Source organism: Nocardia sp. NPDC052566 (assembly GCF_044547285.1).
In the GTDB taxonomy this organism is placed as follows: Bacteria; Actinomycetota; Actinomycetes; order Mycobacteriales; family Mycobacteriaceae; genus Nocardia.
In genome coordinates, this window is the sequence record NZ_JBIUAF010000007.1 from 486711 (window position 1) to 512546 (window position 25836).

The 25836-nt window shown below is 68.7% G+C and carries 24 protein-coding genes; 13 read left to right on the forward strand and 11 right to left on the reverse strand.

Translation table 11 applies throughout. The annotated features are described in order from the left end of the window. Window positions 1–48: 48 nt before the first annotated feature. The 3 genes from map to ACIG5A_RS37010 all read left to right on the forward strand — a co-directional run bounded on the left by map (window position 49) and on the right by ACIG5A_RS37010 (window position 3640). A complete protein-coding gene (gene map / locus ACIG5A_RS37000; RefSeq protein ID WP_397248886.1) occupies window positions 49–912 on the forward strand; it encodes a type I methionyl aminopeptidase in 864 nt (287 codons plus the stop codon). A 163-nt stretch (window positions 913–1075) separates the two neighbouring features. Further along, window positions 1076–2761 (forward strand): cobyric acid synthase, encoded by a 1686-nt coding sequence (locus ACIG5A_RS37005; protein ID WP_397248888.1) that lies wholly within the window; start codon window positions 1076–1078, stop codon window positions 2759–2761. A gap of 315 nt (window positions 2762–3076) precedes the next feature. Beyond that, window positions 3077–3640: an alpha/beta hydrolase gene (locus ACIG5A_RS37010; protein WP_397248890.1), complete on the forward strand. Its 564-nt coding sequence runs from the start codon at window positions 3077–3079 to the stop codon at window positions 3638–3640. Here the strand turns inward: ACIG5A_RS37010 and ACIG5A_RS37015 are convergent. Beyond that, entirely contained in the window at window positions 3620–4696 is a 1077-nt protein-coding gene (locus ACIG5A_RS37015; RefSeq protein ID WP_397248892.1) for an alpha/beta hydrolase, read from the reverse strand. The two genes, ACIG5A_RS37010 and ACIG5A_RS37015, sit on opposite strands and share 21 nt — an antisense overlap. 315 nt (window positions 4697–5011) lie before the next feature. Between ACIG5A_RS37015 and mqo the strand changes: the two genes are divergently transcribed. From mqo to ACIG5A_RS37045, 6 genes are all read left to right on the forward strand, one after another. Next, window positions 5012–6487, forward strand: coding sequence for a malate dehydrogenase (quinone) (gene mqo, locus ACIG5A_RS37020; protein WP_397248894.1), 1476 nt, complete (start codon window positions 5012–5014; stop codon window positions 6485–6487). A gap of 18 nt (window positions 6488–6505) precedes the next feature. Further along, window positions 6506–6955, forward strand: a complete 450-nt coding sequence (locus ACIG5A_RS37025; protein ID WP_397248896.1) for a GNAT family N-acetyltransferase — start codon at window positions 6506–6508, stop codon at window positions 6953–6955. A 198-nt stretch (window positions 6956–7153) separates the two neighbouring features. Further along, window positions 7154–9220, forward strand: coding sequence for a magnesium chelatase subunit D family protein (locus tag ACIG5A_RS37030; RefSeq protein WP_397248898.1), 2067 nt, complete (start codon window positions 7154–7156; stop codon window positions 9218–9220). Window positions 9221–9267: 47 nt separating this feature from the next. After that, complete coding sequence (cobO, locus tag ACIG5A_RS37035; RefSeq protein WP_397248900.1) at window positions 9268–9882, forward strand: cob(I)yrinic acid a,c-diamide adenosyltransferase; 615 nt, start codon at window positions 9268–9270, stop codon at window positions 9880–9882. Between the two features lie 17 nt (window positions 9883–9899). After that, the gene (locus ACIG5A_RS37040; protein WP_397248902.1) at window positions 9900–11381 is read left to right on the forward strand and encodes a cobyrinate a,c-diamide synthase; all 1482 of its coding nucleotides are present in this window, start codon (window positions 9900–9902) and stop codon (window positions 11379–11381) included. 177 nt (window positions 11382–11558) lie between these two features. Next, a complete protein-coding gene (locus ACIG5A_RS37045; protein ID WP_397248904.1) occupies window positions 11559–12620 on the forward strand; it encodes a cobalamin biosynthesis protein in 1062 nt (353 codons plus the stop codon). 74 nt (window positions 12621–12694) lie between these two features. Here the strand turns inward: ACIG5A_RS37045 and ACIG5A_RS37050 are convergent, their stop codons facing one another. The 3 genes from ACIG5A_RS37050 to ACIG5A_RS37060 all read right to left on the reverse strand — a co-directional run bounded on the left by ACIG5A_RS37050 (window position 12695) and on the right by ACIG5A_RS37060 (window position 15919). Continuing rightward, window positions 12695–13537 (reverse strand): ADP-ribosylglycohydrolase family protein, encoded by an 843-nt coding sequence (locus ACIG5A_RS37050; protein ID WP_397248906.1) that lies wholly within the window; start codon window positions 13535–13537, stop codon window positions 12695–12697. A gap of 152 nt (window positions 13538–13689) precedes the next feature. After that, the gene (locus tag ACIG5A_RS37055) at window positions 13690–14787 is read right to left on the reverse strand and encodes a hypothetical protein (protein WP_397248908.1); all 1098 of its coding nucleotides are present in this window, start codon (window positions 14785–14787) and stop codon (window positions 13690–13692) included. Window position 14788: 1 nt separating this feature from the next. Beyond that, a complete protein-coding gene (locus tag ACIG5A_RS37060) occupies window positions 14789–15919 on the reverse strand; it encodes a phosphotransferase family protein (RefSeq protein ID WP_397248910.1) in 1131 nt (376 codons plus the stop codon). Between the two features lie 290 nt (window positions 15920–16209). On the opposite strand from ACIG5A_RS37060, the gene ACIG5A_RS37065 reads away from it, so the two are divergent. Beyond that, entirely contained in the window at window positions 16210–17583 is a 1374-nt protein-coding gene (locus ACIG5A_RS37065; protein WP_397248912.1) for a DoxX family protein, read from the forward strand. Between the two features lie 7 nt (window positions 17584–17590). Here ACIG5A_RS37065 and ACIG5A_RS37070 read toward each other — a convergent pair whose 3' ends face one another. After that, window positions 17591–18058, reverse strand: coding sequence for a nucleoside deaminase (locus ACIG5A_RS37070; protein WP_397248914.1), 468 nt, complete (start codon window positions 18056–18058; stop codon window positions 17591–17593). Between the two features lie 78 nt (window positions 18059–18136). Continuing rightward, window positions 18137–18421: an Ig-like domain repeat protein gene (locus ACIG5A_RS37075; RefSeq protein ID WP_397248916.1), complete on the reverse strand. Its 285-nt coding sequence runs from the start codon at window positions 18419–18421 to the stop codon at window positions 18137–18139. Between ACIG5A_RS37075 and ACIG5A_RS37080 the strand changes: the two genes are divergently transcribed. The 3 genes from ACIG5A_RS37080 (at window position 18411) to ACIG5A_RS37090 (ending at window position 21527) form a co-directional block, all read left to right on the forward strand. Next, a complete protein-coding gene (locus ACIG5A_RS37080) occupies window positions 18411–18587 on the forward strand; it encodes a hypothetical protein (protein WP_397248918.1) in 177 nt (58 codons plus the stop codon). The genes ACIG5A_RS37075 and ACIG5A_RS37080 overlap by 11 nt on opposite strands. A gap of 156 nt (window positions 18588–18743) precedes the next feature. Then, window positions 18744–19991: a uroporphyrinogen-III C-methyltransferase gene (cobA, locus tag ACIG5A_RS37085; RefSeq protein WP_397248920.1), complete on the forward strand. Its 1248-nt coding sequence runs from the start codon at window positions 18744–18746 to the stop codon at window positions 19989–19991. 51 nt (window positions 19992–20042) lie between these two features. After that, window positions 20043–21527 carry an MFS transporter gene (locus ACIG5A_RS37090; RefSeq protein ID WP_397248922.1) on the forward strand — a complete coding sequence of 495 codons (1485 nt, stop codon included), beginning with the start codon at window positions 20043–20045 and terminating at the stop codon, window positions 21525–21527. A 9-nt stretch (window positions 21528–21536) separates the two neighbouring features. On the opposite strand, the gene ACIG5A_RS37095 is transcribed toward ACIG5A_RS37090, so the two are convergent. The 5 genes from ACIG5A_RS37095 to ACIG5A_RS37115 form a co-directional block, all read right to left on the reverse strand. Then, window positions 21537–21866 (reverse strand): hypothetical protein, encoded by a 330-nt coding sequence (locus ACIG5A_RS37095; protein ID WP_397248924.1) that lies wholly within the window; start codon window positions 21864–21866, stop codon window positions 21537–21539. A 106-nt stretch (window positions 21867–21972) separates the two neighbouring features. Then, window positions 21973–22380 carry a hypothetical protein gene (locus tag ACIG5A_RS37100; RefSeq protein ID WP_397248926.1) on the reverse strand — a complete coding sequence of 136 codons (408 nt, stop codon included), beginning with the start codon at window positions 22378–22380 and terminating at the stop codon, window positions 21973–21975. Window positions 22381–22489: 109 nt separating this feature from the next. Beyond that, on the reverse strand, window positions 22490–22903 hold the full coding sequence (locus tag ACIG5A_RS37105; RefSeq protein WP_397248928.1) for a PPOX class F420-dependent oxidoreductase: 414 nt from the start codon (window positions 22901–22903) through the stop codon (window positions 22490–22492). A 45-nt stretch (window positions 22904–22948) separates the two neighbouring features. Continuing rightward, entirely contained in the window at window positions 22949–24322 is a 1374-nt protein-coding gene (locus ACIG5A_RS37110) for an aspartate aminotransferase family protein (RefSeq protein WP_397248930.1), read from the reverse strand. A 21-nt stretch (window positions 24323–24343) separates the two neighbouring features. Then, window positions 24344–25834: a CoA-acylating methylmalonate-semialdehyde dehydrogenase gene (locus ACIG5A_RS37115; protein WP_397248932.1), complete on the reverse strand. Its 1491-nt coding sequence runs from the start codon at window positions 25832–25834 to the stop codon at window positions 24344–24346. Between the last annotated feature and the right edge of the window lie 2 nt (window positions 25835–25836).

Below are 25836 nucleotides of genomic sequence, written 5' to 3' on the forward strand. Positions count from 1 at the left end.
CGGGACGCTGCCGGGTGGCGGTCGAGCCGGACCGATAGTCTTGATCACATGTCTGTTCGCACGCGCAAGCCACTCGTTCCCGGCACGCTCTCGCCGACCCGCGACGTGCCGCGCGCCATCGAGCGCCCGGAATACGCGTGGAAGAAGACTGTCAACGAGGGGCGCGAGCCCTGGGTGCAGACGGCGGAGACCATCGAGAAGATGCGGATCGCGGGCAAGATCGCGGCGCAGGCACTCGAAGAGGCGGGCAAAGCGGTCGCTCCCGGCGTCACCACCGACGAGCTGGACCGGATCGCGCACGAGTACATGTGCGATCACGGCGCGTACCCGTCGACGCTGGGCTACAAGGGATTTCCGAAGTCATGCTGCACCTCGCTGAATGAGGTGATCTGCCACGGTATCCCGGATTCGACGGTGATCGAGGACGGCGACATCGTCAATATCGACGTCACCGCCTACATCAACGGCGTGCACGGCGACACCAACAAGACCTTCCTCGCGGGCGATGTCGACGAAGAGGTGCGGCTGCTGGTCGAGCGCACCGAGGAAGCCACCGCACGGGCCATCAAGGCGGTACGGCCGGGGCGAGCGCTCAATGTCATCGGCCGGGTGATCGAGTCCTACGCCAACCGGTTCGGCTACGGCGTGGTGCGCGACTTCACCGGCCACGGCGTCGGCCCGACCTTCCACAGCGGCCTGGTGATCCTGCACTACGACCAGCCCGCGGTCGACTCGGTGATCGAGCCGGGCATGACCTTCACCATCGAGCCGATGATCAACCTCGGCGGCATCGACTACGAGATCTGGAACGACGGCTGGACCGTGGTCACCAAGGACCGCAAGTGGACCGCCCAGTTCGAACACACCCTGGTGGTCACCGAAACCGGCGCCGAGATCCTCACCCTGCCGTGAGCGGTGGACCGCCCAGTTCGAGTGGCCGACCCGTTCGGCTCGATGCCGGGTGCGGTCGTCCCGTGATCCGGTTCGATTGTCCGGGCGTGCGCCGGGATCCGACCGCGGGCCGCCTGGCGATTTCCGGCCTCGGCCGGGCCGATGGGGGAGCGCTGGCAGCGCTGTGAAGGGTGCGCTGCTTGTCGCGGGTACAACGTCCGACGCCGGGAAAAGCGTTGTGGTGGCCGGTATCTGCCGGATGCTGGCGCGGCGCGGGGTGCGGGTGGCGCCGTTCAAGGCGCAGAACATGTCGAACAACTCGGTGGTGACGCTCGACGGCGGCGAGATCGGGCGGGCGCAGGCATTGCAGGCGCAGGCATGTGGGCTGGCGCCGAGCGTGCGATTCAATCCGGTGCTGCTCAAGCCGGGTAGCGACCGCAGGTCGCAACTCGTCGTGCGGGGCAAGGCGATCGGCACGGTCGGCGCGCGGGACTACTTCCGGCATCGGCAGGACTTGCGCAAGGTGGTGGCCGACGAACTCGCCTCGCTGCGCGCCGAATACGACGTGGTGATCTGCGAGGGCGCTGGCTCGCCCGCCGAAATCAACCTGCGGGCAACCGATCTGGCGAATATGGGGCTGGCCGAGGCGGCGGGACTTCCGGTGGTCGTCGTCGGTGATATCGACCGCGGCGGCGTGCTCGCCCACCTGTTCGGCACCGTCGCCATCCTGGAACCCGAAGACCAGCAACGCATCTCGGGCTTCATCATCAACAAGTTCCGTGGTGACGTCGAGCTGCTGCGCCCGGGGCTCGACCGCCTCACCGAGCTGACCGGCCGTCCCATCCTCGGCGTGATCCCGTACGCCGAGGATCTGTGGATCGATGCCGAGGACTCGCTCGGCACCGTCGCGGACGCGCCCGTCGGCCGTCCACGCCCGCCGATCGGCAGCGAGTGGTTGACGGTCGCCGCCATCCGGCTGCCGCGGATCTCCAATTCCACCGATGTCGAGGCATTGGCCTGCGAGCCGGGTGTCGCGGTGCGCTGGGTCAGTGAGCCCTCCCGTCTCGCGGACGTCGATCTGGTCGTCGTGCCGGGCAGCAAGGCCACCGTCGCCGACCTGGAATGGTTGCGCCGCACCGGAATCGCCGACGCACTCACCGCCCGCGCCGCAGCGGGAAGACCGATCCTCGGCATCTGCGGCGGCTACCAGATGCTCGCCAGCCGCATCATCGACCCCGTCGAGTCCGGCGCGGGCGAGGTGGCCGGTCTCGGTCTCCTCGACCTGGATATTGAATTCGGCGACCCGAAAGTGTTGCGCCACAGTGCCGGACACGGAGCGGATGCGAACTCGTTCGGCCGGTCGACGGCCGGGTCGATCGCCATTGGGGCGAGTGGCGCCGGGGTGAGTGGCGCCGGTCCGACGGACGCCGGGGCGAGCGGCGCAGGTGTGAGTCGACTTGCGGTCGTGCTGTCCACCGAGCGTGCCGTGCGATGGCCGACAGCGGGAATCCCGGTGCACGGCTACGAGATTCACCACGGCAGGGTGACCCGCACCGCGGACCACCCCTGGCTGGTCGTCGACGGTGCCCCGGAAGGCAGTGTCCGAGAAGTGATCTGGGGCACCCACCTGCACGGCCTGCTGGAATCCGACGAGTTCCGCCGCGCATGGCTACGTCAGGTCGCAATGCGCGCGGGCCGCACCGGATTCGCCGTCGCCGACGACGTATCGGTCGCCGATATCCGCACCGCCCAACTCGACCTACTCGCCGACCTGGTCGAACAAAACCTCGACATCCCCCAGCTCGAACGCCTGCTCACCGACGGCCCCCCACCTACCCTCCCCATCCTCCACACGACCACGCAGACCTGACCACCGCGCACTCATCGTGCGGCCGCGCAGTCGTTACACCGCCGCGCACGAATTCAGCCAGAAGTTCGCGCGCGGCAGCCAGAAAGGTGCGCGGCACCGCAATGAGTGCGTGCTCGCCGCCGCGCACTCATCGCAGCGCCGCGCAGCGATTTCGGCAGGAGTTCGTGCGCGGCGGTGCGGAAGGGTGCGCGGCGTATGGGGCGGACCGGCCGTTTGGGATGTGGCGGGCAGTTCCCGGCGTGGGGGCGCGTGTCGGGCGCGGAAGAGCCGGGAATGGACGGATCAGTTCAACCGGGGCGTGTACCGTAATTCGGCATGAATTCTCGGCGGATCGTGGTCGGTGACCGAACGTGGACTGTGCGGGTGGACGGGCCCGAGTCCAGGCACACCGTGCTGCTGTTGCCCGACGTGGGCGACCCGTCGGACGTCTACGACCAGGTGTGTGCGCGATTGCACAATTCGGATCTGCGCACCATCACGGTGGAGTCGATCGATGGCCTCGACCAGGCCGGTGTGCACGCGATTCTGGACGAGCTGAAGGTGCCGTGGGTGAACATCGCCGGGCGCGGCGCCGGCGCCTCGCTGGCCTGGCAGGCGGCCGCGGGCGGCATGGGCAGGTTCGTCAGCCTGGTGGTGGCCGATCGCGGCCATCCCGCGGTACCCGGTGCGGACGGCGGCGTACTCGATCCGAACTGCCGCCCGGTCGAGCTGCCGACCACGGTGCTGGTCACCAAGCGGCTGCCGCGCGCGGTCGCGGACGCCTCCGGCCGCTACGTGTACGGCGAATTCCGTGCCGTGCCCATCGATGTCGACAATGTGGCGACCGAGGCCGACCACGAGCTGGCCACCGAGATCGTGTTACGCACCAGCCTCTGGTGAGGCCCCGGCCTCGGCGGCCTTGCGCTGGTAGATCTCCAGCCAGTCGAGCCAGTTGTCCAGCTCCGAGAAGGCCTGGGCGAGTGGCTGCGCCGAGGACAGGAACACGTCGTGGCGGGCTCCGTCGATCGGCACGATATTGGTGCGATCGCCCAGGCAGCCCGACCAGCGCTGGATCTGCTTGACGTCGAGCACCGCGTCGGCGACGTCGACGGCGGGACCGTACGTGCGCTGGAACCGGGTGATCCGCGAGCGCAGGATCAGCGACGGCACACCGACATCGAGGCCTTGGTGCAGCCTGGCGTGGCCGTTGCGGATGGCGCGCAGCCAGCCGAAGCGAACGGGGAAGCCCTCCAAGGGTTTCCAGTCCAGGTTGTAATCCCATTCGCCCGCGACGCTCTGGTGCAGGCTGTCGCCGTAGCTGCTGATCTTCGCGCCGGGCAGTTCGAACATCGACCGGAAACGGCCGAGCGCCTTGATGATCGGCGTGCCGACGGTGCGGTAGTAGGCCGGGCCCTGCAGATCGAACCAGGGGCTGTTGAGCACCAGGCCGGTGACGCCGGCGGCCACCGTGCCGCGCGCGGCGTTGAGCCGATCCAGCCACAGCGAAACCACCAGGCCGCCGGTCGAATGCGCGACGACCAGGACCTCGCCCTCGGTTTCCGCGCGGATGATGCGCAGCGATTCGTTCAGTTCGTTGTCGTAGAGCGCCAGATCGGTGACGAAGTGCGCTGTCTGCCCCTCGCGCAGCGACCGGCCGCATTTGCGCAGATCGAGCGCGTAGAAGCGGTGGCCGCGCGCGGCGAAGTGCTCGGCGAGGTGCTGCTGGAAGAAGTAGTCGGTGAAGCCGTGCACGTACAGCACCGCAGGCGCCTGCGTGGCCCCCGCCGACTTCGGGACGTAGCGGACCAGGGTGGCCACCGCCTCGCCCTCACCGTCGGGATCGGGGCCCAGCGGGAGGGTGCGCTGCTGGTAGTCCGCGCCGAGGACATCCGCCCGCCACGGGTCGGTGGAACGGGCCGTGATTTCCGACACGCCGGGCGAGGTTTCGTTCGTCACGAGAACCAATCTAGGCGACGGATGCCGCGGATTGAAGGTGAGGCCAGGCACCATTACCCGGAGGTATCTAGGTCACATTCGGCAGGTTCGCTGCCGGTCTTCGAAGCGGTGAGGTGCACAATTGGCCGTAGGTGAACGGCGGGTAACCTACATCCGCCGCGTCACGCTCGACGAAGCAACAACCGCATAGCGCCCGTGCCCAGCACGCCCACCACGCCCGGTGGATGTGCGAAGAAGGACAAGGAAGTCGATCTACCCGTGCCGAACGCTGCCAAGATTGAAAAGACCGATGTAGTACTCATCGGCGCAGGCATCATGAGTGCCACTCTCGGCGCGCTGCTTCGCCAGCTGCAGCCGGAGTGGTCGATCTCCCTGTTCGAGCGGCTCGACGCCGCGGCCGCGGAGAGCAGCGACCCGTGGAACAACGCGGGCACCGGCCATTCCGCGCTGTGTGAGCTGAACTACAGCCCGCAGAATCCGGACGGTTCGGTCGATGTCAGCAAGGCGATCGACATCAACGAGCGCTTCCAGGTGTCGCGGCAGTTCTGGGCGTACGCGGTCGAGCACGGCGTGCTCGGCGACCCGTCGCGGTTCATCAACCCCATTCCACACGTCAGCTTCGTGCACGGCGCCGACAACGTGGACTACCTGCGCAAGCGCTACGAGGCGCTGTCGCGGCACCCGCTGTTCGAGGGCATGGAGTACATCGACGGCCAGGACGAGTTCGCGCGGCGACTACCGCTGATGGCCAAGGGCCGCGACTTCTCCGATCCGGTCGCGCTGAACTGGACCGACGCGGGCACCGATATCGACTTCGGTTCGCTGACCAAGGAACTGCTCGCCTACCTCGGCGGCTCCGGTGCGGATCTGGCGTTCGGGCACGAGGTGCGCAACCTGACCAGGCAGTCCGACGGGACCTGGCTGGTCAAGGTGCGTAACCTGCGTACCCGCCAAAGCCGCACGCTCATCAGCAAATTCGTCTTCGTCGGCGCGGGCGGCGGCGCGCTGCCGCTGCTGCAGAAGGCGGATATCAAGGAGGCCAAGGGATTCGGCGGCTTCCCGGTGAGCGGTCAGTTCCTGCGCTGCACCAACCCCGACCTGATCGGCCAGCACGAGGCCAAGGTGTACGGCAAGGCTGCCGTCGGCGCGCCGCCGATGTCGGTGCCGCACTTGGACACTCGCGTCATCAACGGCAAGCCGGGACTGCTGTTCGGTCCCTACGCGGGCTGGACGCCGAAGTTCCTCAAGGACGGTAAGAACACCGATCTGTTCAAGTCGGTGAAGCCGAACAACCTGTTCTCGCTGCTCGGCGTCGGCGTCACCGAACTCGGCCTGACCAAGTACCTGGTCTCGGAGCTGCTCAAGTCCGAGGCGGGCAAGGTCTACACGATGGAGGAGTTCATCCCGCGCGCCGACGGCCGTGACTGGGAGCTCATCACCGCGGGCCAGCGCGTGCAGGTGATCCGGCGCAAGGGTGCGGGCGGTGTGCTCGAATTCGGCACCGCGGTCATCGCCGCCGAGGACGGCAGCATCGCGGGCCTGCTCGGCGCCTCGCCCGGCGCGTCCACCTGCGTCACCGCGATGCTGGACGTACTGCAGCGCTGCTTCCCGCGCGAGTACGCCGAATGGACCCCGAAGCTCAAGGATATGGTGCCCTCGCTCGGGGTGAAGCTCTCGGAGAACCAGCCGCTGTTCCACGAGGTGTGGGACTGGACCTCCAAGGCGTTGCGCCTGGACGCCGCTGTGTCGGGCAACACGCCACGCCATGCAGGGGTCGCGCAGACGTCGTAGGTGTGATAGCAAGGCGCGATGATGTCAACGGTTGCTCTCAAAAGGTCATGGGCGCTCGATCTCGACACCGCCACCCTCTATCAGCTGTTGAAACTGCGCGTCGAGGTCTTCGTCGTCGAGCAGAAGTGCGCGTACCCGGAGCTGGACGGCCTCGATCTGGCCGCCGAGACCCGGCACTTCTGGCTCGATGACGAGGGTGAGGTCGTGGCTACGCTGCGACTGCTCGAGGAGCACGACAACGGGGTGAAGAGCTTCCGTATCGGGCGTTTGTGCACCTCCGTGCCGTGGCGCGGGCACGGGTACACCACCCGGCTGATGCATGCCGCGCTCGCCGAAGCCGGTTCTGCCACAGTGCGTTTGAACGCACAGAGCCACCTGTCGCAGATGTACACCAAGTACGGGTTCGTGATCGATGGGCCCGAATTCGACGACGACGGCATCATGCACGTGCCGATGCGCAAGGGCTAAGCGAACAGCAACCCGCAAAGCATCGATCACCCCGTACGGAGCGAGTCTTACGAGCGACCGTGAGCGGCCGTCTCGCATCCGAGCCCTCGAAGCGCATGCGCCGAAGGCACGAGTCTCGAGGGCTCGGATGCGAGACATAAGGGGCCGCGAACCCGCCGCGCCGAAGGCGCGGCCAACGATGCAGCCTAGAGTTGGGGCGTGTCTGTTTCCCGTACCGAACTCACCTCGCGCGCCGGGTCGAATCGCCGATCGGACGCCGACGCCGGATTCCCGTTCTCGGCCGTGGTCGGCCAGGAGCGATTGCAGCTCGCGCTGATCCTCTGCGCGGTGCACCCCGGAATCGGTGGCGTGCTGGTGCGCGGGGAGAAGGGCACCGCGAAATCGACTGTGGTGCGCGCGCTCGCGCAGTTGCTGCCGCCGGTCGTCGACGAGACGGGCGCGCGGCCGGCGCGGCTGGTCGAACTGCCGGTGGGGGCCACCGAGGACCGGGTGGTCGGCTCGCTGGATCTGGAGCGGGTGCTGCGCGACGGCGAACAGGCGTTCCGGCCGGGGCTGCTCGCCGCCGCCCATCACGGCGTGCTCTACGTCGACGAGGTCAACCTGCTGCACGACCATCTGGTCGACGTGCTGCTCGACGCCGCCGCCATGGGGCGGGTGCATATCGAGCGCGACGGTGTCTCGCATTCGCATCCGGCGCGGTTCGTGCTCGTCGGCACCATGAATCCGGAGGAGGGCGAGCTGCGCCCGCAGCTGCTCGACCGGTTCGGGTTGACCGTCGATGTCATCGCCTCCCGCGAGGTGGACGTGCGGATGGCGGTCGTGCGCCGCAGGCTCGACTACGAGGCCGATCCGGCGGGGTTCGCCGCGAGCTACGCCGATGCCGATCGTGCTGTGGCCGAACGGATTCTGACCGCGCGCGACCGGATCGAGCAGGTCGTGCTCGACGATGTCGAGCTGCGCAGGATCGCGGCGCTGTGCGCGGCGTTCGACGTGGACGGAATGCGCGCCGATCTGGTGGTGGCGCGCACCGCGACGGCGCATGCCGCCTGGCGTGGTGGTGACCGGGTCACCGAGGACGATGTGCGGGTCGCCGCGGAACTCGCGCTGCCGCACCGGCGTCGGCGTGATCCGTTCGACGAGCCGGGGATCAGCGAGGAACAGCTCGACGACGCGATGCGGGATGCGGCGGAGGAGGCGGAGCGCGGGCGCGCCGACGCATCCGAAAACCCCAGCGGCGATGCGGGATCCGAGCCCGAGCGCGGTTCGGCCGACGACTTGTCCTGCGGTCCGGAGGGATCCGGTCCCGAGGCGCGCGATGACGATCGTCCCGAGGGTGACCCGGACGGTGGCCCCGATGACGACGGACCGGATTCGCCGCCCGACGGACCCGGTGGCGGGCGCGGCGCCGCGCGGGAAAGTCTTTCCGGCACACCGTCATCCGCCATGGCCAAACCGCCACGCTGGGAGGTCGCGGGCGTCGGCGAAGGCGCGCCGGGCCGTCGCTCTCGCGCGCAGACTCGGCAGGGACGCGTCGTGCGATCCAGTGACGACACCGCCGGTGGGCTGCATCTGCTCGGCACCGTCTTCGCCGCCGCTCCGCATCAGCATGCGCGCGGGCGCGGCGACGGCCCGCTGAAGCTGGCGGCCGAAGACCTGCGCGGGGCGTATCGCGAAGGGCGCGAAGGGAATCTGGTCGTCTTCGTGGTCGATGCCTCGGGCTCGATGGCGGCGCGCGACCGGCTCTCCGCCGTCACCGGCGCGGTGGTCACGCTGCTGCGCGACGCCTATCAGCGGCGGGACAAGGTCGCGGTGATCACCGTGCGCGGCCACGACGCCGAACTCGTGCTGCCGCCGACCTCCTCGGTCGATATCGCGGTGCGTCGCCTGTCGGGTATGCGCACGGGCGGCAAGACGCCGCTCGCCGCCGGACTGCTGAAGGCACGCGAGATCGTGCACCGCGAGCGGGTCCGCGACCCGCGCCGCCGCCCGATGATGGTGCTGCTCACCGACGGTCGCGCCACCGGAGGCGTCGATGCGGTGCCGCGCGCCCGCGCCGCCGCCGGGCTCCTGGCCCGCGACGCGGTGACCTCGATCGTGGTCGACTGCGAGCGCGGCATGATCCGTCTCGGCCTCGCCGCAGACCTGGCGCGCGACCTGCGCGCCGACTACCTGCGCCTGGCCGAACTGACCGGCGACGCGGTCGCCGACGTGGTGCGTTCCGGATCTGGTTGGCGGACAACCCAACTGGCCGCTCGCGCCGCGTGATCGGTCCGGCCGACAGCCCGAGATACAGGCACTAGCAAGGAGATTCGATGCCCAAGGGTGTTCCGGAGACCGTTCCCGAGGACGGGCTCACGACCAAGCAGCGGCGCAACCAGCCGGTGCTCGCGGTGCACACGGGCCCCGGAAAGGGTAAGTCCACCGCGGCATTCGGTATGGCGCTGCGCGCCTGGAATCAGGGCTTCGACGTCGCGGTGTTCCAGTTCGTGAAGAGCGCCAAATGGAAGGTGGGCGAGGAAGCCGCCTTCCGCACGCTCGGCTCGCTGCACGAGCAGACCGGTGTGGGCGGCCCCGTCGAATGGCACAAGATGGGCGAAGGCTGGTCCTGGACCCGCAAACAGGGCACCGACGAGGACCACGCCGCCGCGGCACTGGCCGGATGGCACGAGATCGCCCGCAGGCTCGCCGCCGAACAGCACCGCTTCTACGTCCTCGACGAATTCACCTACCCGCTCAAATGGGGCTGGGTCGATGTCGACGAGGTCGTCGAGACGCTGCGCAACCGACCGGGTAACCAGCACGTGGTCATCACCGGCCGTGACGCGCCCCAAGCCCTCATGGACGCCGCCGACCTGGTCACCGAGATGACCAAGCTCAAGCACCCCATGGACGCGGGCCGCAAAGGCCAGCGGGGCATCGAGTGGTAGCCGATGGCGGTGCCGCCATGACGGTTCCGGCCGTTGTGGTGGCGGCGCCCGCGTCGGGGAGTGGGAAGACCACTCTCGCAACGGGGTTGATCGGTGCGCTGCGGCGGGCGGGGCATCGGGTCGCGCCGTTCAAGGTGGGGCCGGACTATATCGATCCCGGGTATCACGGGCTTGCGGCCGGGCGGCCCGGGCGCAATCTCGATCCGGTGCTGGTCGGGGCGGAGCGTGTGGTGCCGCTGTATCGGCACGGGGTGCAGGGGTGTGACCTCGCGGTGGTCGAGGGCGTGATGGGGCTGTTCGACGGTCGCATCGACGAGAACCAGGTGGGGCCGGTCGCCGAGGGATCGACCGCGCAGGTAGCCGGATTGCTCGGCGCGCCAGTGGTTTTGGTGGTCGACGCACGTGGCCACAGCCAGAGCCTCGCTGCGCTGCTGCACGGATTCGCGACCTTCGACACCTCGGTCCGCCTCGGCGGCGTGATCCTCAACCGCGTCGGCAGCGAACGGCACGAGCAGGTGCTGCGCGCGGCCTGCGACCGGGTCGGCCTCCCGGTACTCGGCGCGCTGCCCCGCATGGCCGAATTAGAGGTCCCGTCAAGGCATCTCGGACTGATCCCGGCCGTGGAGCACGGTGCGGCCGCGACCGCCGCCGTCGACGCGATGACGGATCTGGTCGCCGCCCACGTCGACCTGCGCGCGCTCGCCGCCCTCGCCGCGTCGACGACGACCGGCCCCGCATGGGATCCCGTGCTCGCTACCGCCGCGCTCCTGTCGACGGACACCCTCGACCTCGCGGTCGACCGCGCACCTTCTGACTCCCCGCACGCCGATTCGCAGGCGATCGCGGATGCGGGAAGTCGAACGGTGTCCGAGAACGCGCCGGTGATCGCGATGGCGGGCGGGCCCGCGTTCACGTTCGGATACGCGGAGCACCGGGAGCTGCTGGTGGCGGCCGGAGCGCAGGTGGCGGTGTTCGACCCGCTGCACGACGAACTGCCCACCGGCACAGCCGGTCTCGTCCTGCCCGGCGGCTTTCCCGAGGAGTACGCGGCCGAGTTGGCCGCGAATACGGCGCTGCTGACCGCCGTGGCCGACCATGCCCGCCGCGGCATGCCGATCCACGCCGAATGCGCGGGCCTGCTCTACCTGACCCGCTCACTCGACGGCCACCCGATGGCCGGAGTTATCGACGCCACCGCCGAATTCGGCCCCCGCCTCACCCTCGGCTACCGAGATGCCGTCGCCCTCACCGACTCGCCCCTCTGGCGGTCGGGCGAACGAGTCCGCGGCCACGAATTCCACCGCACCCGTGTGGTTTCCGCCGCCGTCGACACTCCGGCCTGGGGCTGGCACAGCAATGGCGAACGAGTTCGCGAAGGCGCCGTCACTCACCAGGTCCACGCCTCCTACCTCCACACCCACCCCGCCGGAAACCCCGAAGCCGCCGCCCGTTTCATGACCGCGGCCCGCGCACACGCAAAATCCCGCGCCGATGCCTGAGCTACCGAAAGCGTCGATCGAACCGGTGCCCAGGCGGGCGATCAGCCGCCATCCGCAGCGGGGTACGCGAGCCGTTGATCGAACGCGGATTGTCGGTATCTGCCGTTGTCGTCGAGTTCCGGCCGTGCGACGAGAGCCTGTGCGGCGTGACGGCCGTTGCCGGATCGGTGGTCTGCGGTGACCGCGTTGGCGGTGGGGGTCGGGTTGCGGCCGGGGACGGCGGCCGAGCGGATCGTGGCGGCGGTGCGAGACGTGGTGGGGGAGAAGGTGATCGGCTGCCTGGCTACGCTCGACAGCCGGGCGGGGGAGCCGGAACTGCGGGCGGCCGCGACCATGCTCGAGGTGCCGATCCGTGCCTATTCGGCAGCCGAGTTGGCGGGCGTGGCGGTGCCGAATCCGTCGGTGGGCGTGGCGGATGCGGTGGGCACCGGCAGCGTTGCCGAGGCGGCGGCACTGCTCTCGGGGACCGGTCCGCTGCTGATCACCAAGCGCACCGTCGACGAGATGGTGTTCGCCGCGACCGCCTTTCGGCGAGTGCCGGTACGCGCGGTGCTGTTCGATCTGGACGGCACGCTGGTGGACTATTACGCGGCCGCCGATGTGGCCGTGAATGCCAAACTCGCGCAAATGATTCCGGATCTACCCGCCGACGCTCGACGCCGGGCCGCGATTCGATGGCATGAGCTGACCGAGTTGCTGATGGACCGCTTCCTGGCGGGCGAGCTCACTTTCGCGGAGCAGCGTCGGATGCGGGTCCACGGGCTGGTCGAGCATCTCGGCCTGCCGCGGTGGGATCCGCAGCGAGTCGACGACTGGATGGCCGACTATCGGTCGCGGTGCGAAGCGGGCTGGCAGGCATTTCCCGATGTGCTCCCCACCCTCGACGAACTCCGCCGCCGCGAGCTGCGCGTGGCCGTGCTGACCAACAACGACGGCAACCAGCAGCGGATGAAGCTCCGCAAAGTCGGTCTCGCGACCCACCTCCCCGGCATATTCGCCTCCGACGACTTGGGCGTCGCGAAACCGGACCCCCGCATCTTCCACATCGCCTGCACCGACCTGGCCCTATCGCCGGAATCGGTCGCCTACGTAGGCGACCGACGCGACATCGATGCCGTAGCCGCGACAACCGCGGGCCTACAGGGAATCTGGCTCAACCGAGGCCCCGCCGCCCCGGAATCCCGCCTCCCCACCATCTCCACCCTCACCGACCTACCTCGATACCTCGACCACGCCTGACCTCTCGGCAAGGGCGTCGCCGAGACTTCGACGACGACGCGAAGTCTCGGAGCCGGTCGGCATCCTCGCGCGCTCTACACGAGCCCGGCGAGCAGCCGAGAGTCCAGATCCCGCAGGTAGTCTCGCCCGAACGGCCCGTTCTCCAGACCGGCGAGCAAGGTGTCGGGCAGGTCCTGGACGACCTCCTGCGAGCGTGCCGCGGCGGCCAGCGCGATGGTGGCGACGGTGTCCATGTCACCGGTGAATGCCACACAGGTGCGCAGGATTTCGGTGAGGGAGCGGCCGGTGGACAGGGCGGTGAGTGCGGCGCGAGCGCTCATCCATCCCTTCGAGCCGACCTTGCCATGCCAGGGACGTGCCCAGCCCGGGGTGAGCCGATCGCCCATCCACGACGAGATGTCGGTCAGCGGGCCGAGCCGGTGCTGGCAGTAGTGCACGGCCAGCGCCGCCGCCTGGGCGGCCTCGATGCCCGCGGGCGTGTCGTGGGTGATGCGCGCCTGTATCTCGGTGTAGGACAACACCTGGTCGATATCCGGGAGCAGGCCGATCGGCCCGGCGCGCATGGCCGCGCCGCTCTTGTCGCTGTCCGGGACGATGCGGCGCAGGAATTCGGCGCCCGTGTGCACCGTGCCGAGAAAGTCGCGGAAGCGTCCCGCGTAGCCGTCGCGTGGGTCGCGGCGGAAGGCCTCGACGAAATGGTCGGCCAGGCGCGCCGGCGTCCATGGATCGCCGGAGACGAGCAATTCCGTGATGGCCAAGGTCATTTGGGTGTCGTCGGTGTACATGCCGGGACGGATCGTCAGGTGCGTCGGGTGTTGGACATAGCGCCGCAGCGTGTTGTGCGCCGCGACGAATCCCGGCTTCGCATACTCGAATCCCGCGCCGTACGCGTCGCCCACCGCCAACTCGATCAGCATGTAACCCCCACCTTCATCGGTGAATCAGTGCTCGGTGACTGGATTGCGAGCACTGAGGGAGCTTAGCAGTGAATTGGTCTACTTGACTACAACCCGGGAAGGTGTGACGACCGGAGTTGGGCGGTGGCCGGAAAGGGCCACCGCCCAAAGGGTCAGGGGGCTACCGAGCCCCAGTCGGCGAAGCCGGTGGGGTCGTGGCGGCCCAGGGAGGCATGTTCGAAGAGGCCCCAGCCCTCGGCGGAGCCGCAGCGGGCGTGGGCTATGTGGTCGATGACGCCGTAGGGCGTGCGGGCGACGATGGCCGGGTCGGTGAGGTCGTAGCGGCTGGACAGGGACCAGTCGCGGCCCTTCCACTGGCCGTGCAGCCAGTCCGGATCGCCGCCGTAGCCGCAGCCGACGTGGAGGGGGATGCCGGCGCCCGCGGTGATCTCGAGTTCGAGTGGTTTGCCGTCGGGGGTGGTGAGGTCGAGGCGGGCGCCGGTGGGCAGCCTTGTGCCGGAACGGTAGTCGATGTGCACCCGGGGCCAGCCGAGCTGCTCGACGCGGCCGTCCGGCCAGATGCGGGTGGCGTCGTTGAGTGTGCGCCTGCCGTCCGGCTCCTCCTGCACGATCACGATGATCGAGAAGTCGTCGAAGCGCAGCGGTACGTACAGCCACCAGAATCCGCCGGAGGGTTCGGCGGCGGCGCGGCCGGGCGGCTCGGATTCGCCGACCGGGCGGATGCCCCAGGAGCGGTCACGGGTGCCGGTCCACACCTGCGGATCGACGGTGATGTCCGCGCCGTCGACGGTCAATGTGCCTGCCCAGGAACCGACTTGGGCGAACCGGGTGGCGTCGATGATCGGCCGGTTGCCGTTGAGGATCAGGTGCGGCTGCTCCTGCACGGCGGGGAAGGCGCCCTCCCAGGTGAGATCGAAGCTCAGGTCGTCATGCTCACAGATCACCCGGATCCGTTGCAGCGCTTCGATCACCTCGATGCGATAGCCGCCGACCCTGGTCTGCATCTCCCGATCGCCGAGCGCATCGGAGAACCGGACCGAACGCAGCGTGTCGCCGCGCCGCACGCTGGCATAGGCATCGATCACGCCGAGGTTCGGATAGACGCCGCCGCCGGTGATCAGCAGGGTGCCGCCGTCGCGATCGTGGCCGTTGAAGTAGCTGCGGTCGTAGAAGTTCCGATCGCTGCTGCCGACCCTGGCCATGGAGAGCGGCGTCTGATGGATGGGGTATTCGTCCAAAGGCGAAGGCATGTCAGTCCCATTCGTAGGTTCCGTCGAGCAGAGCCTCCAGGCTCGCCCGGTGCATCACGTAGTCGTCGCGATCGTCGGTGTCGGTGGCCTCGCCGAAGCGGATCATCCGCCGCCGGACCCTGGCCATCACGATGCCGTGCCGCAATGCGGCGTAGACGATGTAGAAGTCGAGATCGCGCACCGTATGCCCGCTGACCGCTTCGTATTTCGCGACCACATCCGCGGGCCGGAGGAAGTCGGGCAGGCCGGGCTGGTCGAAGCGGGTGGCGATGTCCTGGAAGAACCGGTGGATGAAGACGACCCAGGCGATATCGAGCTCGCGCGGGCCCAATGCGGCCATCTCCCAGTCCAGTACCGCGGCCGGGGTGAACTCGTCGTAGATGATGTTGCCCGGCCTGGCATCACCCCAGGTGAGCACGTCGGGCCCGGGATCGGCGGGCCAGTGCTCGTCGAGCCAGTCGAAGGCGCGCTCCAGCAGTGGGATCCGGTAGCCGTCGTCGGCCAGAGCCCAGCGATACCAGGCCTTCTGGGCCTCGACGTGCCTGCGCAGCGACTGGCCGGGCCCGGCGAGCATCGGGAAGCGCGCGGCCGGATCCGGGACGGCGTGCACCTTCGCGATGACCTCGACCGTCGCCGCGGTGAGTTCGGCGCGCTGTGCGGCGGTAGCGTCGAACAGCCAGCCGACGAACACGTACGGCGGATTGTCCGTCGGTACCCGCCCTTCCACCCGGCGCATCACGAAAAACGGTGCGCCGAGCGCCGTTTCGTCGGTCTCCAGCCAGCACAGGCCGGGCACGGGCACCGAGGTCGCCTCGGCGACGCCCGCCATCACCTTGTATTGCGTTGCCAGGTCATAGGTTTCGAAGACCGGGAAGGAGTCCGCCTCCGGCGCCATCCTGGCGACGAACGATCCGCTCTCCTGGCGGCCGTCCACGCTCCATTCGGCGTCGAACAGGATCGAGGTGCTCGACATGCCGCCCGACTGCGGTCTGGTCAGATTGGCGACCTTGGGCGGATGGTCGGCGGCCACCTTCGAGTCCAGCCAGCGCGCCAGATCCTCGGCGAGCGTGTCGAGATCGCGCTCGCTCACGGTGAGCTGTTGCCGCTGTGCGGGATCGGGGTCTTCGGCCATTGCTTGTCCTCCTGGCGCCATGGAACGTTCCCGCGTGAATGTAACGCGTTCTAGCGGGCGTGGACGCGGTAAATCGGAAGAAATCGCAGCAGGTCCAGTGGGTGACATTGAGGGTTGACACAGACGGGCGTACCACTTCCGGCTAGGTGCCGGTACCTCCGGAGGAGGAGATGGATACGGTCGACAGCCCGACGCCGTAGCGTGCTCGCTCCGATAGCTTCGGCACATATGAGGATGCCGGGATTGCCGAAGGCGCGCGCAGCGAAGCCGAGTGCGCAGGAGGTGCGGTCATGACCGCGGTGACCAAGGAGATCGATCTTTCGGATGCGGAGCCGGCGGGTTCCGCGGATCCGGAGCCGCCACGACCGTGGAACCCGCTGACCCGCATTGCCTTTCGGTTCAGCTTCGTCTACTTCGGGCTGTTCTGCCTGCTGTTCGCGCAGATCCTGTGGGTGTTCGCCGGATACTTCACCAAGTCGCTGCCGGAGGAGGCGATCCTGTGGCAGATGCGGCTGGTGATGGGCATCCCGCACTGGGTCGGCCTGCACCTGTTCGGCGTGGATGCCGTGTTCCACGAGAACTCCGGCAGTGGCGATCAGGCCGTCATCTGGCTGCTGATCTTCTGTGAGGCGGTGGTCGCGGTGGTGGTCACCGTGGTGTGGACCGTCCTGGATCGCCGTCGCGTCGAGTACGCCCGGCTCGGCAGCTGGTTCCTCACCTTCATCAGGCTGTGCCTGGCCGGGCAGATGCTGTTCTACGGGATGGCGAAGCTCATCCCGACGCAGATGCCGCCGCCGTCGCTGACCACGCTGCTCCTGCCGTTCGGCGGCCTGCATCCCTTCGAGGTGCTGTGGAATCAGGTCGGCGTCTCACCGCAGTACGAGAGCCTGCTCGGGCTCGCCGAGGTGCTCGGCGGGCTGCTGCTGTTCTGGCCGCGAACCGCGACGGTGGGCGCCATGCTGAGCCTGGTGAGCTTGGCGCAGGTGTTCGTGCTCAACATGACCTTCGATGTGCCGGTGAAGATCCTGGCCTTCCACCTGATGGTGCTCAGCATGGTGCTGTTGGCGCCCCAGGCCAGGCGGCTGGCGAATTTCCTTGTGCTGGAACGCCATTCGGAACCTGCTCGGCAACCGGCATTGTTCCGGACCCAGCGGGCGAACCGGATCGCGGCCGTCGTGCAGGTGGTGCTCGGTCTCTGGATTCTCAGCGGCACGGTGCAGCTCGGCGTCACCGGGTACACGGAATTCGGTGCGGGTGCGCCGAAGCCGGAGCTCTACGGAATTTGGAACGTGACCGACTTCAGTGTGGACGGTCACCAGCTGCCACCGCTGACCACCGACGAGACACGCTGGCGGCGACTGGTTTTCGATATCGGCGGCACCACCGTCTATCAGCGCATGAACGATGACCTGGTACCCGTCGCCGCCACCCTGGACGCACAGGCGCGCACGATCGCCATGTCCGAGCCGCCGACGGCACCGGATGCGGCGCCGAAACAGTTCGCCGCCTTCAGTTTCGATCGCACGGCGCCCGACCGGTTGACACTGACCGGCGAACTGAACGGCCGCCCCGTGACGGTCGCGCTCCAGCAGGTGGACCTCGACAGCTTCCCGGTGCGCGGCAGCCGATTCCACTGGGTCCAGGACAATCCCCAGCTGCGCTGAACCCGGCTCACGCCGTCCCGTCGGGCACACCGATGTCTTCGTGCCACAGGGCGGGACTCTCGGCGATGAACCGCGTCATCAGGTCGACGCAGCGCTTGTCGTCGAGCACGGTGATCCGCACACCGTGCTCGGCGAGCCACTCGTGGCCGCCGTGGAAGGTGCGCGCCTCGCCGACGATCACCGTGCCGATCCCGAACTGGCGCACCAGCCCGCTGCAGTACCAGCAGGGTGACAGTGTGGTCACCATGATCGTCGAGCCGTAGTCGCGCCGCCGCCCCGCCGCGCGGAAGGCGTCGGTTTCGGCGTGCGTGCTCGGATCGCCGGACTGCACCCGGCGATTGTGGCCGCGCCCGAGCAGCGTGCCGTCGCCGTCGAACAGCGCGGCGCCGATCGGGATGCCGCCCTCGGCGAGCCCGCGCAGTGCCTCGTCGTATGCCACCTCTAGTAGTCGAGTTGCCGGTATCGCCTGCGTCATGGCCTCCACCTTAGGTTCAGCCGATATCGCTGATCTGGTTACTCCAGTTGGGGGACCGCGACGTGACGCTCCAGCGCATCACAGACAGACGCCGCCGAGATCGACGCCGATACCGGGCGACACCGTCACCACCGTGCCCGCGGCCACCGGCAGATAGTCCGGCAGGCCGTCGAAATAGCCTGCGCTGAGCACGGTTCGGCCCCCCGCGGACGGCGTCCACTTGACGCTGGCCTGTCCGTTCGACACCGGCGCGGCGCCCAGGAAGGCATCGCCGTTGCCGAGCCCGCTGAGGAAGAAGTCGACCGTGCCTGACGGTACCGGCGTGCCGTCACGCAGGGTCATGGTGGCGGTAATGGTCGTCACGCAGCGGGCGGTGACGGTGTCGGCCGATCCGACCGATCCCCTGGCCACCTTCAGCGCGATCGTCGGCGACTCGGCCGCGGCCAGCGCCGACGCGATCGGCCCTGCCGAGGCGGGCGCGGCCGCCGCGCAGCTCGCCGCGATCGCGAGCGCGATACCGACACGATGAGTTCTCGAAACGCCGAACACCGTTCTCCCTCCGTCGAAACCGATGGCGGCCGGACGCGCGGCCGCACCCATCCTGACGGGTCGGGCGCGCGTCGGCCGTCATTCGAGACCGCCCGGGTTTCGGGTGTCGCGGACCGAGCCCGTAGGCTCGAAACTTGTGCCGAACACGTCAGACAACACCGACGACCAGCCGACCGGGGAGCCGAACTACCTGGTCGGGCTCGATTTGACCGGGCGCCGCGTCGTCGTGGTCGGCGGCGGCACGGTCGCCCAGCGCAGGCTCGGGCTGCTCATCGCCTCCGGCGCCGACGTGCACGTGATCAGCCGCGAGGCCACGCCCGCGGTCGAGGGCATGGCCACGTCCGGCCAGTTGACACTCACGTTGCGCGCCTACGCCGACGGTGATCTGGACGGCGCCTGGTACGTCATCGCCTGCACCGATGAACCCGAGACCAATGCGGCCGTGGTCGAGGAGGCCACGCGCCGCCGCATCTTCTGCGTGCGCGCCGATGTCGCCCGGCTCGGTACGGCGGTCACGCCCGCCACCGCCCGCTACGACGGGCTGACCCTCGGCGTGCTCGCCGGTGGCCAGCATCGCCGCTCGGCGGCCGTGCGCAACGCGCTGCTCGAGGCGCTGCAATCCGGTGTGGTGACCGACGATTCGACGCCGATCACCCCCGGCGTCGCACTGGTCGGCGGCGGGCCCGGCGATCCCGACCTGATCACCGTGCGCGGCCGCCGCCTGCTCGCCCGCGCCGACCTCGTGGTCGCCGACCGCCTCGCACCGCCGGAACTGCTCGCCGAACTCGGCCCGCACGTCGAGGTGATCGATGCGGCCAAGATTCCGTACGGCCGCGCGATGGCGCAGGAGGCGATCAACACCGCGCTGATCGATGGCGCCAAGGCGGGCAAGTTCGTGGTCCGGCTCAAGGGCGGCGATCCGTACGTCTTCGGTCGCGGCTTCGAAGAGGTCGAGGCATGCGTCGCGGCCGGTGTGCCGGTGACCGTTGTCCCCGGCATCACCAGCCCCATCTCCGTGCCCGCCGCCGCGGGCATCCCGGTGACCCATCGCGGCGTCACCCACGAATTCGTGGTGGTGAGTGGCCATGTCGCACCGGACCATCCGGATTCGCTCGTCGACTGGCCCGCGCTGGCCAAGCTGCGCGGCACGCTGGTGCTGATGATGGCGGTGGAGCGGATCGAACAGTTCGCGACGGCGCTGCTCGACGGCGGACGGCCGAAGGACACCCCGGCGACGGTCATCCAGGAGGGCACGCTGCGCACCCAGCGCGTGCTGCGCGCCGACCTCGCCACCGTCGCGGCCCGGGTCCGCGACGAGGGCATCCGCCCGCCCGCGATCGTGGTGATCGGCCCGACCGCCGGGTTCTCCGCTCCCGCCGAGTGACTCTGCGCCGGGGCAGCGAGTAATGCGCGCCATCAATTACAGTGGCTCCCTGTGCTCCAGAATCCCGCTGCGACGACGCAGTATCCCGTGACGCAGCGGGCCTTCGGGCTCGCCATTCTGGTCTTGAGCGGGCTGCAGCTGATGGTGGTGCTCGACGGCACCGTCGTCATCCTGGCCGTGCCGCGACTACAGGACGAACTCGGTCTGTCCAGCTCGGGCGCGGCGTGGACGGTGACCGCCTACGCGCTGCCCTTCGCAGGCTTGATGCTGCTCGGCGGCCGGATCGGCGATTCCTTCGGCCGCAAGCGGATGTTCGTCATCGGCGCCTCGATGTTCACGCTGGCCTCGCTGGCCTGCGGTGCGGCGTTCAACGAGGCCACGCTGATCATCGCCCGTGCGATCCAGGGCACCGGCGCGGCACTCGCGGCGCCCGCCGCGCTGGCACTGGTGGTCAGCACGTTCGCGCCGGGACCGGCGCGCAATCAGGCGATCGCGATCTTCGGCTCGATGATGGCCGTCGGTTCGGTGGGCGGGCTGGTGATCGGTGGTGCGCTGACGCAGGTCAACTGGCGGGTGATCTTCCTGATCAATGTGCCGATCGGCATCCTGATCGTGCTCGGCGCGATCTACAAACTGCGCGACACCAGCCATCACCGGGTGAGCCTCGATGTCCGCGGCGCGGTACTCGGCACGCTGGCCTGCGCCCTGGTCGTCTTCGGCGCGACCGAGGGCCCCGAGATGGGCTGGGGCAGCCCGGTCATCATCGGCTCGCTGATCGCGGGCGTGGTGCTGTTGATCGTGTTCGTCTTCGCCGAGCGCTGGGTGGAGAATCCGCTGCTGCCGTGGTCGCTGTTCGACAACCGGGACCGCGTCGTCACCTTCGTCGCGATCGTCCTGGCGAGCGGTGTGCTCGGTGCGACAACCTATTTCGCGCCGCTGTTCGTGCAGAACGTACTCGGCTACAGCCCGCTGAGCGCAGGCGTCTCGTTCATCCCGTTCACCCTCGGCGCCGGCATCGGCACGGCCGTCGCCTCGAAGCTGGCGGACCTGGTCGCGCCGCGCTGGCTGCTGAGCGGTGCGGCGGTGGTGCTGGTGATCGGCCTGCTCTTCGGTTCGACGATCGATCGTTCGGTGGCGTACCTGCCGACCCTGCTGACGCTGTTCGTGGTGATCGGTTTCGGTATCGGCATGGCGATCGTGCTCGTTCCGCTGTGCCTGCTGGTCGGTGTCCCGCCGAACAATATCGGCCCGCTCACCGCGATCGGCCAGATGCTCATGGCGATCGGCACCCCGCTCGCCATCGGTCTGCTGACGCCGGTGGCCATTTCGCGCACTTTGGTGCTCGGCGGGCGCACCGGCAAGCCGAGCGGGATGAACACCGCCGAACTGGATGCCCTCGGCAACGGGTACACGCTGGTGCTGTTCGTCGCCGCGATCGGCGCGCTGATCATCGGACTGCTCGCGCTGACGCTGCGCTACACACCGCAGCAGCTCGCCCAGGCCCATCATGCGCAGGAGGAAGCGCAAAAGGCCTGAGCCGCAGCGTTACCGGGCCACACCGGCACCGTCGCGGCCGAGGTGCTCGCCCTGCGCCAGTGTGCGCCACGTCGTCAGCATGTCGGCGACCTCCTCGTCGCTGAGCTTGCAGGCCTTACAGATCGCGGCGACTTGCGCGTGGTTGCGTGGCAGCGCGGTGTTCCGTTCGCTCAGCAGCCAGTAGAAGGTCGAGCGCGGCATCGACGCGTGGAGATCCTTCGCGTATTCCTTGGCGTGCCGCAGCAGGGTGCCGCGCGTGCGTCCGGACGCGGCGGCGAAGCCGCGCAGTAGCTCCAGGAATTCCTTGGCGTCAGTGGCGCGCAGGGTCGGCGCCGTCATGGGGTGCTGGCAAACGGGGGCGCGGGCTCCGAATTCTGTCCAACGCGAACTGGGCAGTCTCATATGATGATTCGTCAACTGGGCATGGCGTCGCAACCGGTCGGTATCAGGCGTGCCGTGGCCGATGCCGGAGGGCGATGGCGAGCACCGTGGTGATCGCCGAGACGGCCGAGCCGACAACCAGCAACAGGGCGGCGCCGCCGCCGATATTCGCGCCGCGTGACCCATCGTCGATCGCCCAGCCGATGATCGCCGCGGCCACGACGGCAATGGCCGCCCAGATCAGCGATAACCGCGTCAGCGCTCGGACGGTGATGCCGGGGCGCACGCTGAACAGCACGACGTGAAAGAGCAGGCCGACGGCGCCGCCGACGGCGCCGAAACTACCGATCCCCACCAGCGGCAGGTTCGGGAAAGCCAGCCCGATCGCGCCGAGGCACCCGCCGACGGCCAGCAGGATCAAGTGCGCGACCAAGACGGTGTCGTTCAGTTTGCGGGTGTGCCCCGTGGTCATGTCGTCCCCCAATTCGATACCGGTGCACCGGCTTACGCGGTACCGGCCCAGTATCGAATGGGGGAGCGGGGTGGCGGCAGAGTGGGAATACTCGAGTGGCCGTTGGTGATTACAGGCGGCCCGCGATCTTGCGCGGGGTGACGCGAATGATGATCCGGTCGCTGTCGTTGATCGAGGCGGGGTTGAAATCCAGGTAGGCCTGGCCGGTGTAGCGGCGGGACAGCTCGTTCGGCAATGCCCGCTCCGGGTCCGCGGTCACCGTCGCGATGCCGCGGATCTCCGCGTACACGTAGGGGTTTTCGGGCGGATTGATCATCACCGTGACCCGTGGGTCGCGCGCGATGTTCTTCGCCTGCTGGCGGGTCACGGTGCTGGAGAACAGCAGATCGTCGCCGTCGCGTTTGAGCCAGATGACCGTCAGGTGCGGTTGCCCGTTCGGGCCGACCGTGGCGACGGTCGCGAATACCTTGGATTCGTCCAGGTACTTCTTCAGGTCATCGGAGAGCGCAGCGGTACCGGTCATGCTCAGGGCGAACGCGCGGGCCGCCCTGAGCATTCCCGTGCGCGGTCAGGCGGCGGTCGTGTGCCGGTCGGCGAGGGTCAGCGCCTGATCGAGGATGGCGAGTCCCTCCTTGGCCTCGGCCTCGCCGATGACGCACGGCGGTACCACGTGCAGCCGGTTGAAGTTGACGAACAGCAGCAGCCCGGCCGCGCGGCAGGCGGCGACCACCTCGTTCATCGCCGGGCTCGTCCCGCCGTATGGCGCGAGCGGTTCGCGAGTCGCCCTGTCGCGCACCAGTTCCAGCGCCCAGAACACGCCGGTGCCGCGCACCTCGCCGATGCTGGGATGGCGCTCGGCGAGTTCGCGCAGTCCGGGGCCGAGCACGCGCGCACCGATATCGGCGGCGTTCTCGACCATCCGCTCGTCGCGCATCGCGGTGATGGTGGCGACCGCGGCGGCGGTGGCCAGCGGATGCCCGGAATAGGTGAGCCCGCCGGGATAGGGGCGGTCGTCGAAGGTCGCGGCGATGGCGGGACTGATCGCAACACCGCCGAGCGGCACGTACCCGGAGTTCACGCCCTTGGCGAAGGTCAGCAGATCCGGCACCACACCGCCGGAATGCTCGATGGCGAACCACTTTCCGGTGCGGCCGAAGCCCGCCATCACCTCGTCGGCGATGAAGACGATGCCGTGCCGGTCGCACAGTTCGCGGACGCCCGCCAGGTATCCCGGTGGCGGAACCATGATTCCGGCGGTGCCGGGAATCGGCTCGAGCACGAGCGCGGCGATGGTGCTCGGGCCCTCGAACGCGATGGTCTGCTCGAGGTGGGCCAAAGCCCTTTCGGTTTCCTCGGTTTCGGTGTTCGCGTAGAACTGCGAGCGGTACAGGAACGGCCCGAAGAAGTGCACCACGCCGCTGTTGCCGTGATCGTTGGGCCAGCGCCGCGGATCACCGGTCAGGTTGATGGCGGTCTCGGTGCCGCCGTGATACGAGCGGTAGCGGGTGAGCACCTTGTAGCGGCCGGTGTGCAGCCGGGCCATCCGCACCGCGTGCTCGACGGCGTCCGCGCCGCCGTTGGTGAAGAAGATCCGGTCCAGCTCGCCCGGCGTGCGCTCGGCGATCAGCCGCGCCGCCTCCGAGCGCGCGTCGTTGACGTGCTGTGGTGCGACGGTGCACAGGCGCGCCGCCTGCTCCTGCACCGCCGCAACGACTTTCGGATGCTGGTGGCCGATGTTGGTGTTCACCAGCTGGGAGGAGAAGTCGAGCAATCGGTTGCCATCGCCGTCCCACACGTAGCAGCCCTGTGCCGCGGTGATGGTCATCGGCGTGAGCCGGCGTTGGGCAGACCAGGAGTGGAAGACGTGGCGGCGGTCCAGCTCGTAGGCGCGGGCCGCCGACTCCGCGGCCTGTTCCGTGGTCATTCCGTTGGGCAGCGTCATGCGCGAAATCTCCTTCCTCGGTTACTTGTTCTCGGGGAAGCCGAGATTCAGCCCGCCGTGGCTCGGATCGAGCCAGCGGGTGGTGACGGCCTTGGCGCGGGTGAAGAAGTGCACGCCCTCGGTGCCGTGCGCGTGGGTATCGCCGAACAGTGAATTCTTCCAGCCGCCGAAGCTGTAGTAGGCCATGGGCACCGGGATCGGCACGTTGATGCCGACCATGCCGACCTCGACCTCGTTGTGGAAACGCCTGGCCGCGCCGCCGTCGTTGGTGAAGAGGGCGGTGCCGTTGCCGTAGGGGTTCGCGTTGATCATGGCCAGCGCGTCCTCGTAGCTGTCGACCCGCACCACCGACAGCACCGGGCCGAAGATCTCGTCGGTGTAGACGCTCATCCCGGTGCCGACGTTGTCGAGAATCGTCGGGCCGAGCCAGAATCCGTCCGCCGCACCGTCGGCCTGAATGCCGCGGCCGTCCAAAACCACAGTGGCGCCTTCGGATTCGCCCGCCGCGATATATCCGGCGACCTTGTCGCGATGTGCGCGGGTGACCAGCGGCCCCATATCGGTGCCCCTGGTGCCGTCACCGGTCTTGATGGTCACGGCCCGGTCCTTGATCTTGCCGACCAGTTCGTCGGCCACCTCGCCGACCGCGACAACCACGCTGATCGCCATGCATCGCTCACCCGCGGAACCGAATCCGGCGTTCACCGCGGCGTCGGCGGCCAGGTCCAGATCCGCGTCGGGCAGGACGACCATGTGGTTCTTGGCGCCGCCGAGCGCCTGCACCCGCTTGCCGTGCGCGGTGCCGCGCTCGTAGACGTAGCGGGCGATCGGGGTGGAGCCGACGAACGAGACGGCCTTGATGCCCGGGTTCTCCAGCAGTTCGTCCACCGCGACCTTGTCGCCCTGCACCACGTTGAAAACACCTGCGGGCAAACCGGCTTCGTGCCACAGCTCGGCCAGCCACAGCGACGAGGACGGATCCTTCTCGCTCGGCTTGAGCACCACGGTGTTCCCCGCGGCGATGGCGATCGGGAAGAACCACATCGGCACCATGGCCGGGAAGTTGAACGGCGAGATCACCGCCACCGGGCCGAGCGGCTGGCGGATGTTGAAGATGTCGACCTTGGTCGAGGCGTTCTCGGTGTAGCCGCCCTTGAGCAGATGCGGGATGCCACAGGCGAATTCGACCACCTCCAGGCCGCGGCTCACCTCGCCGAGCGCGTCGGCGAGTACCTTGCCGTGTTCGGCGGTGATCAGCGCGGCCAGTTCCTCTTTGCGCGCGTTGAGCAGTTCGCGGAAGCGGAACAGGATCTGGCTGCGCCGCGCCAGCGAGGTGTCGCGCCAGTCGGGGAACGCGGCCGCGGCCGAGGCGATCGCGGCGCGTACGTCCTCGACACCGGCCAGCACCAGCTGTCCGGTCACCACACCAGTCGCCGGATTGGTCACCGGCAGCGTCGCCTCGCTCGTTCCGGCGAAGGACTTGCCGTCGAGCCAGTGCGCGATTGTCTGCATAT

Coding starts and splice junctions, on each gene's coding strand:
- ACIG5A_RS37110 (WP_397248930.1), bottom strand. CDS start 24,322: ATGACGCTGCCCAACGGAATGACCACGGAACAGGCCGCGGAGTCGGCG.
- ACIG5A_RS37080 (WP_397248918.1), top strand. CDS start 18,411: ATGGTCGTCACGCAGCGGGCGGTGACGGTGTCGGCCGATCCGACCGAT.
- ACIG5A_RS37100 (WP_397248926.1), bottom strand. CDS start 22,380: ATGACCACGGGGCACACCCGCAAACTGAACGACACCGTCTTGGTCGCG.
- ACIG5A_RS37025 (WP_397248896.1), top strand. CDS start 6,506: ATGATGTCAACGGTTGCTCTCAAAAGGTCATGGGCGCTCGATCTCGAC.
- map (WP_397248886.1), top strand. CDS start 49: ATGTCTGTTCGCACGCGCAAGCCACTCGTTCCCGGCACGCTCTCGCCG.
- ACIG5A_RS37105 (WP_397248928.1), bottom strand. CDS start 22,903: ATGACCGGTACCGCTGCGCTCTCCGATGACCTGAAGAAGTACCTGGAC.
- ACIG5A_RS37050 (WP_397248906.1), bottom strand. CDS start 13,537: ATGCTGATCGAGTTGGCGGTGGGCGACGCGTACGGCGCGGGATTCGAG.
- cobO (WP_397248900.1), top strand. CDS start 9,268: ATGCCCAAGGGTGTTCCGGAGACCGTTCCCGAGGACGGGCTCACGACC.
- mqo (WP_397248894.1), top strand. CDS start 5,012: ATGAGTGCCACTCTCGGCGCGCTGCTTCGCCAGCTGCAGCCGGAGTGG.
- ACIG5A_RS37070 (WP_397248914.1), bottom strand. CDS start 18,058: ATGACGCAGGCGATACCGGCAACTCGACTACTAGAGGTGGCATACGAC.
- ACIG5A_RS37115 (WP_397248932.1), bottom strand. CDS start 25,834: ATGCAGACAATCGCGCACTGGCTCGACGGCAAGTCCTTCGCCGGAACG.
- ACIG5A_RS37065 (WP_397248912.1), top strand. CDS start 16,210: ATGACCGCGGTGACCAAGGAGATCGATCTTTCGGATGCGGAGCCGGCG.
- ACIG5A_RS37095 (WP_397248924.1), bottom strand. CDS start 21,866: ATGACGGCGCCGACCCTGCGCGCCACTGACGCCAAGGAATTCCTGGAG.
- ACIG5A_RS37040 (WP_397248902.1), top strand. CDS start 9,900: ATGACGGTTCCGGCCGTTGTGGTGGCGGCGCCCGCGTCGGGGAGTGGG.
- ACIG5A_RS37010 (WP_397248890.1), top strand. CDS start 3,077: ATGAATTCTCGGCGGATCGTGGTCGGTGACCGAACGTGGACTGTGCGG.
- ACIG5A_RS37060 (WP_397248910.1), bottom strand. CDS start 15,919: ATGGCCGAAGACCCCGATCCCGCACAGCGGCAACAGCTCACCGTGAGC.
- ACIG5A_RS37055 (WP_397248908.1), bottom strand. CDS start 14,787: ATGCCTTCGCCTTTGGACGAATACCCCATCCATCAGACGCCGCTCTCC.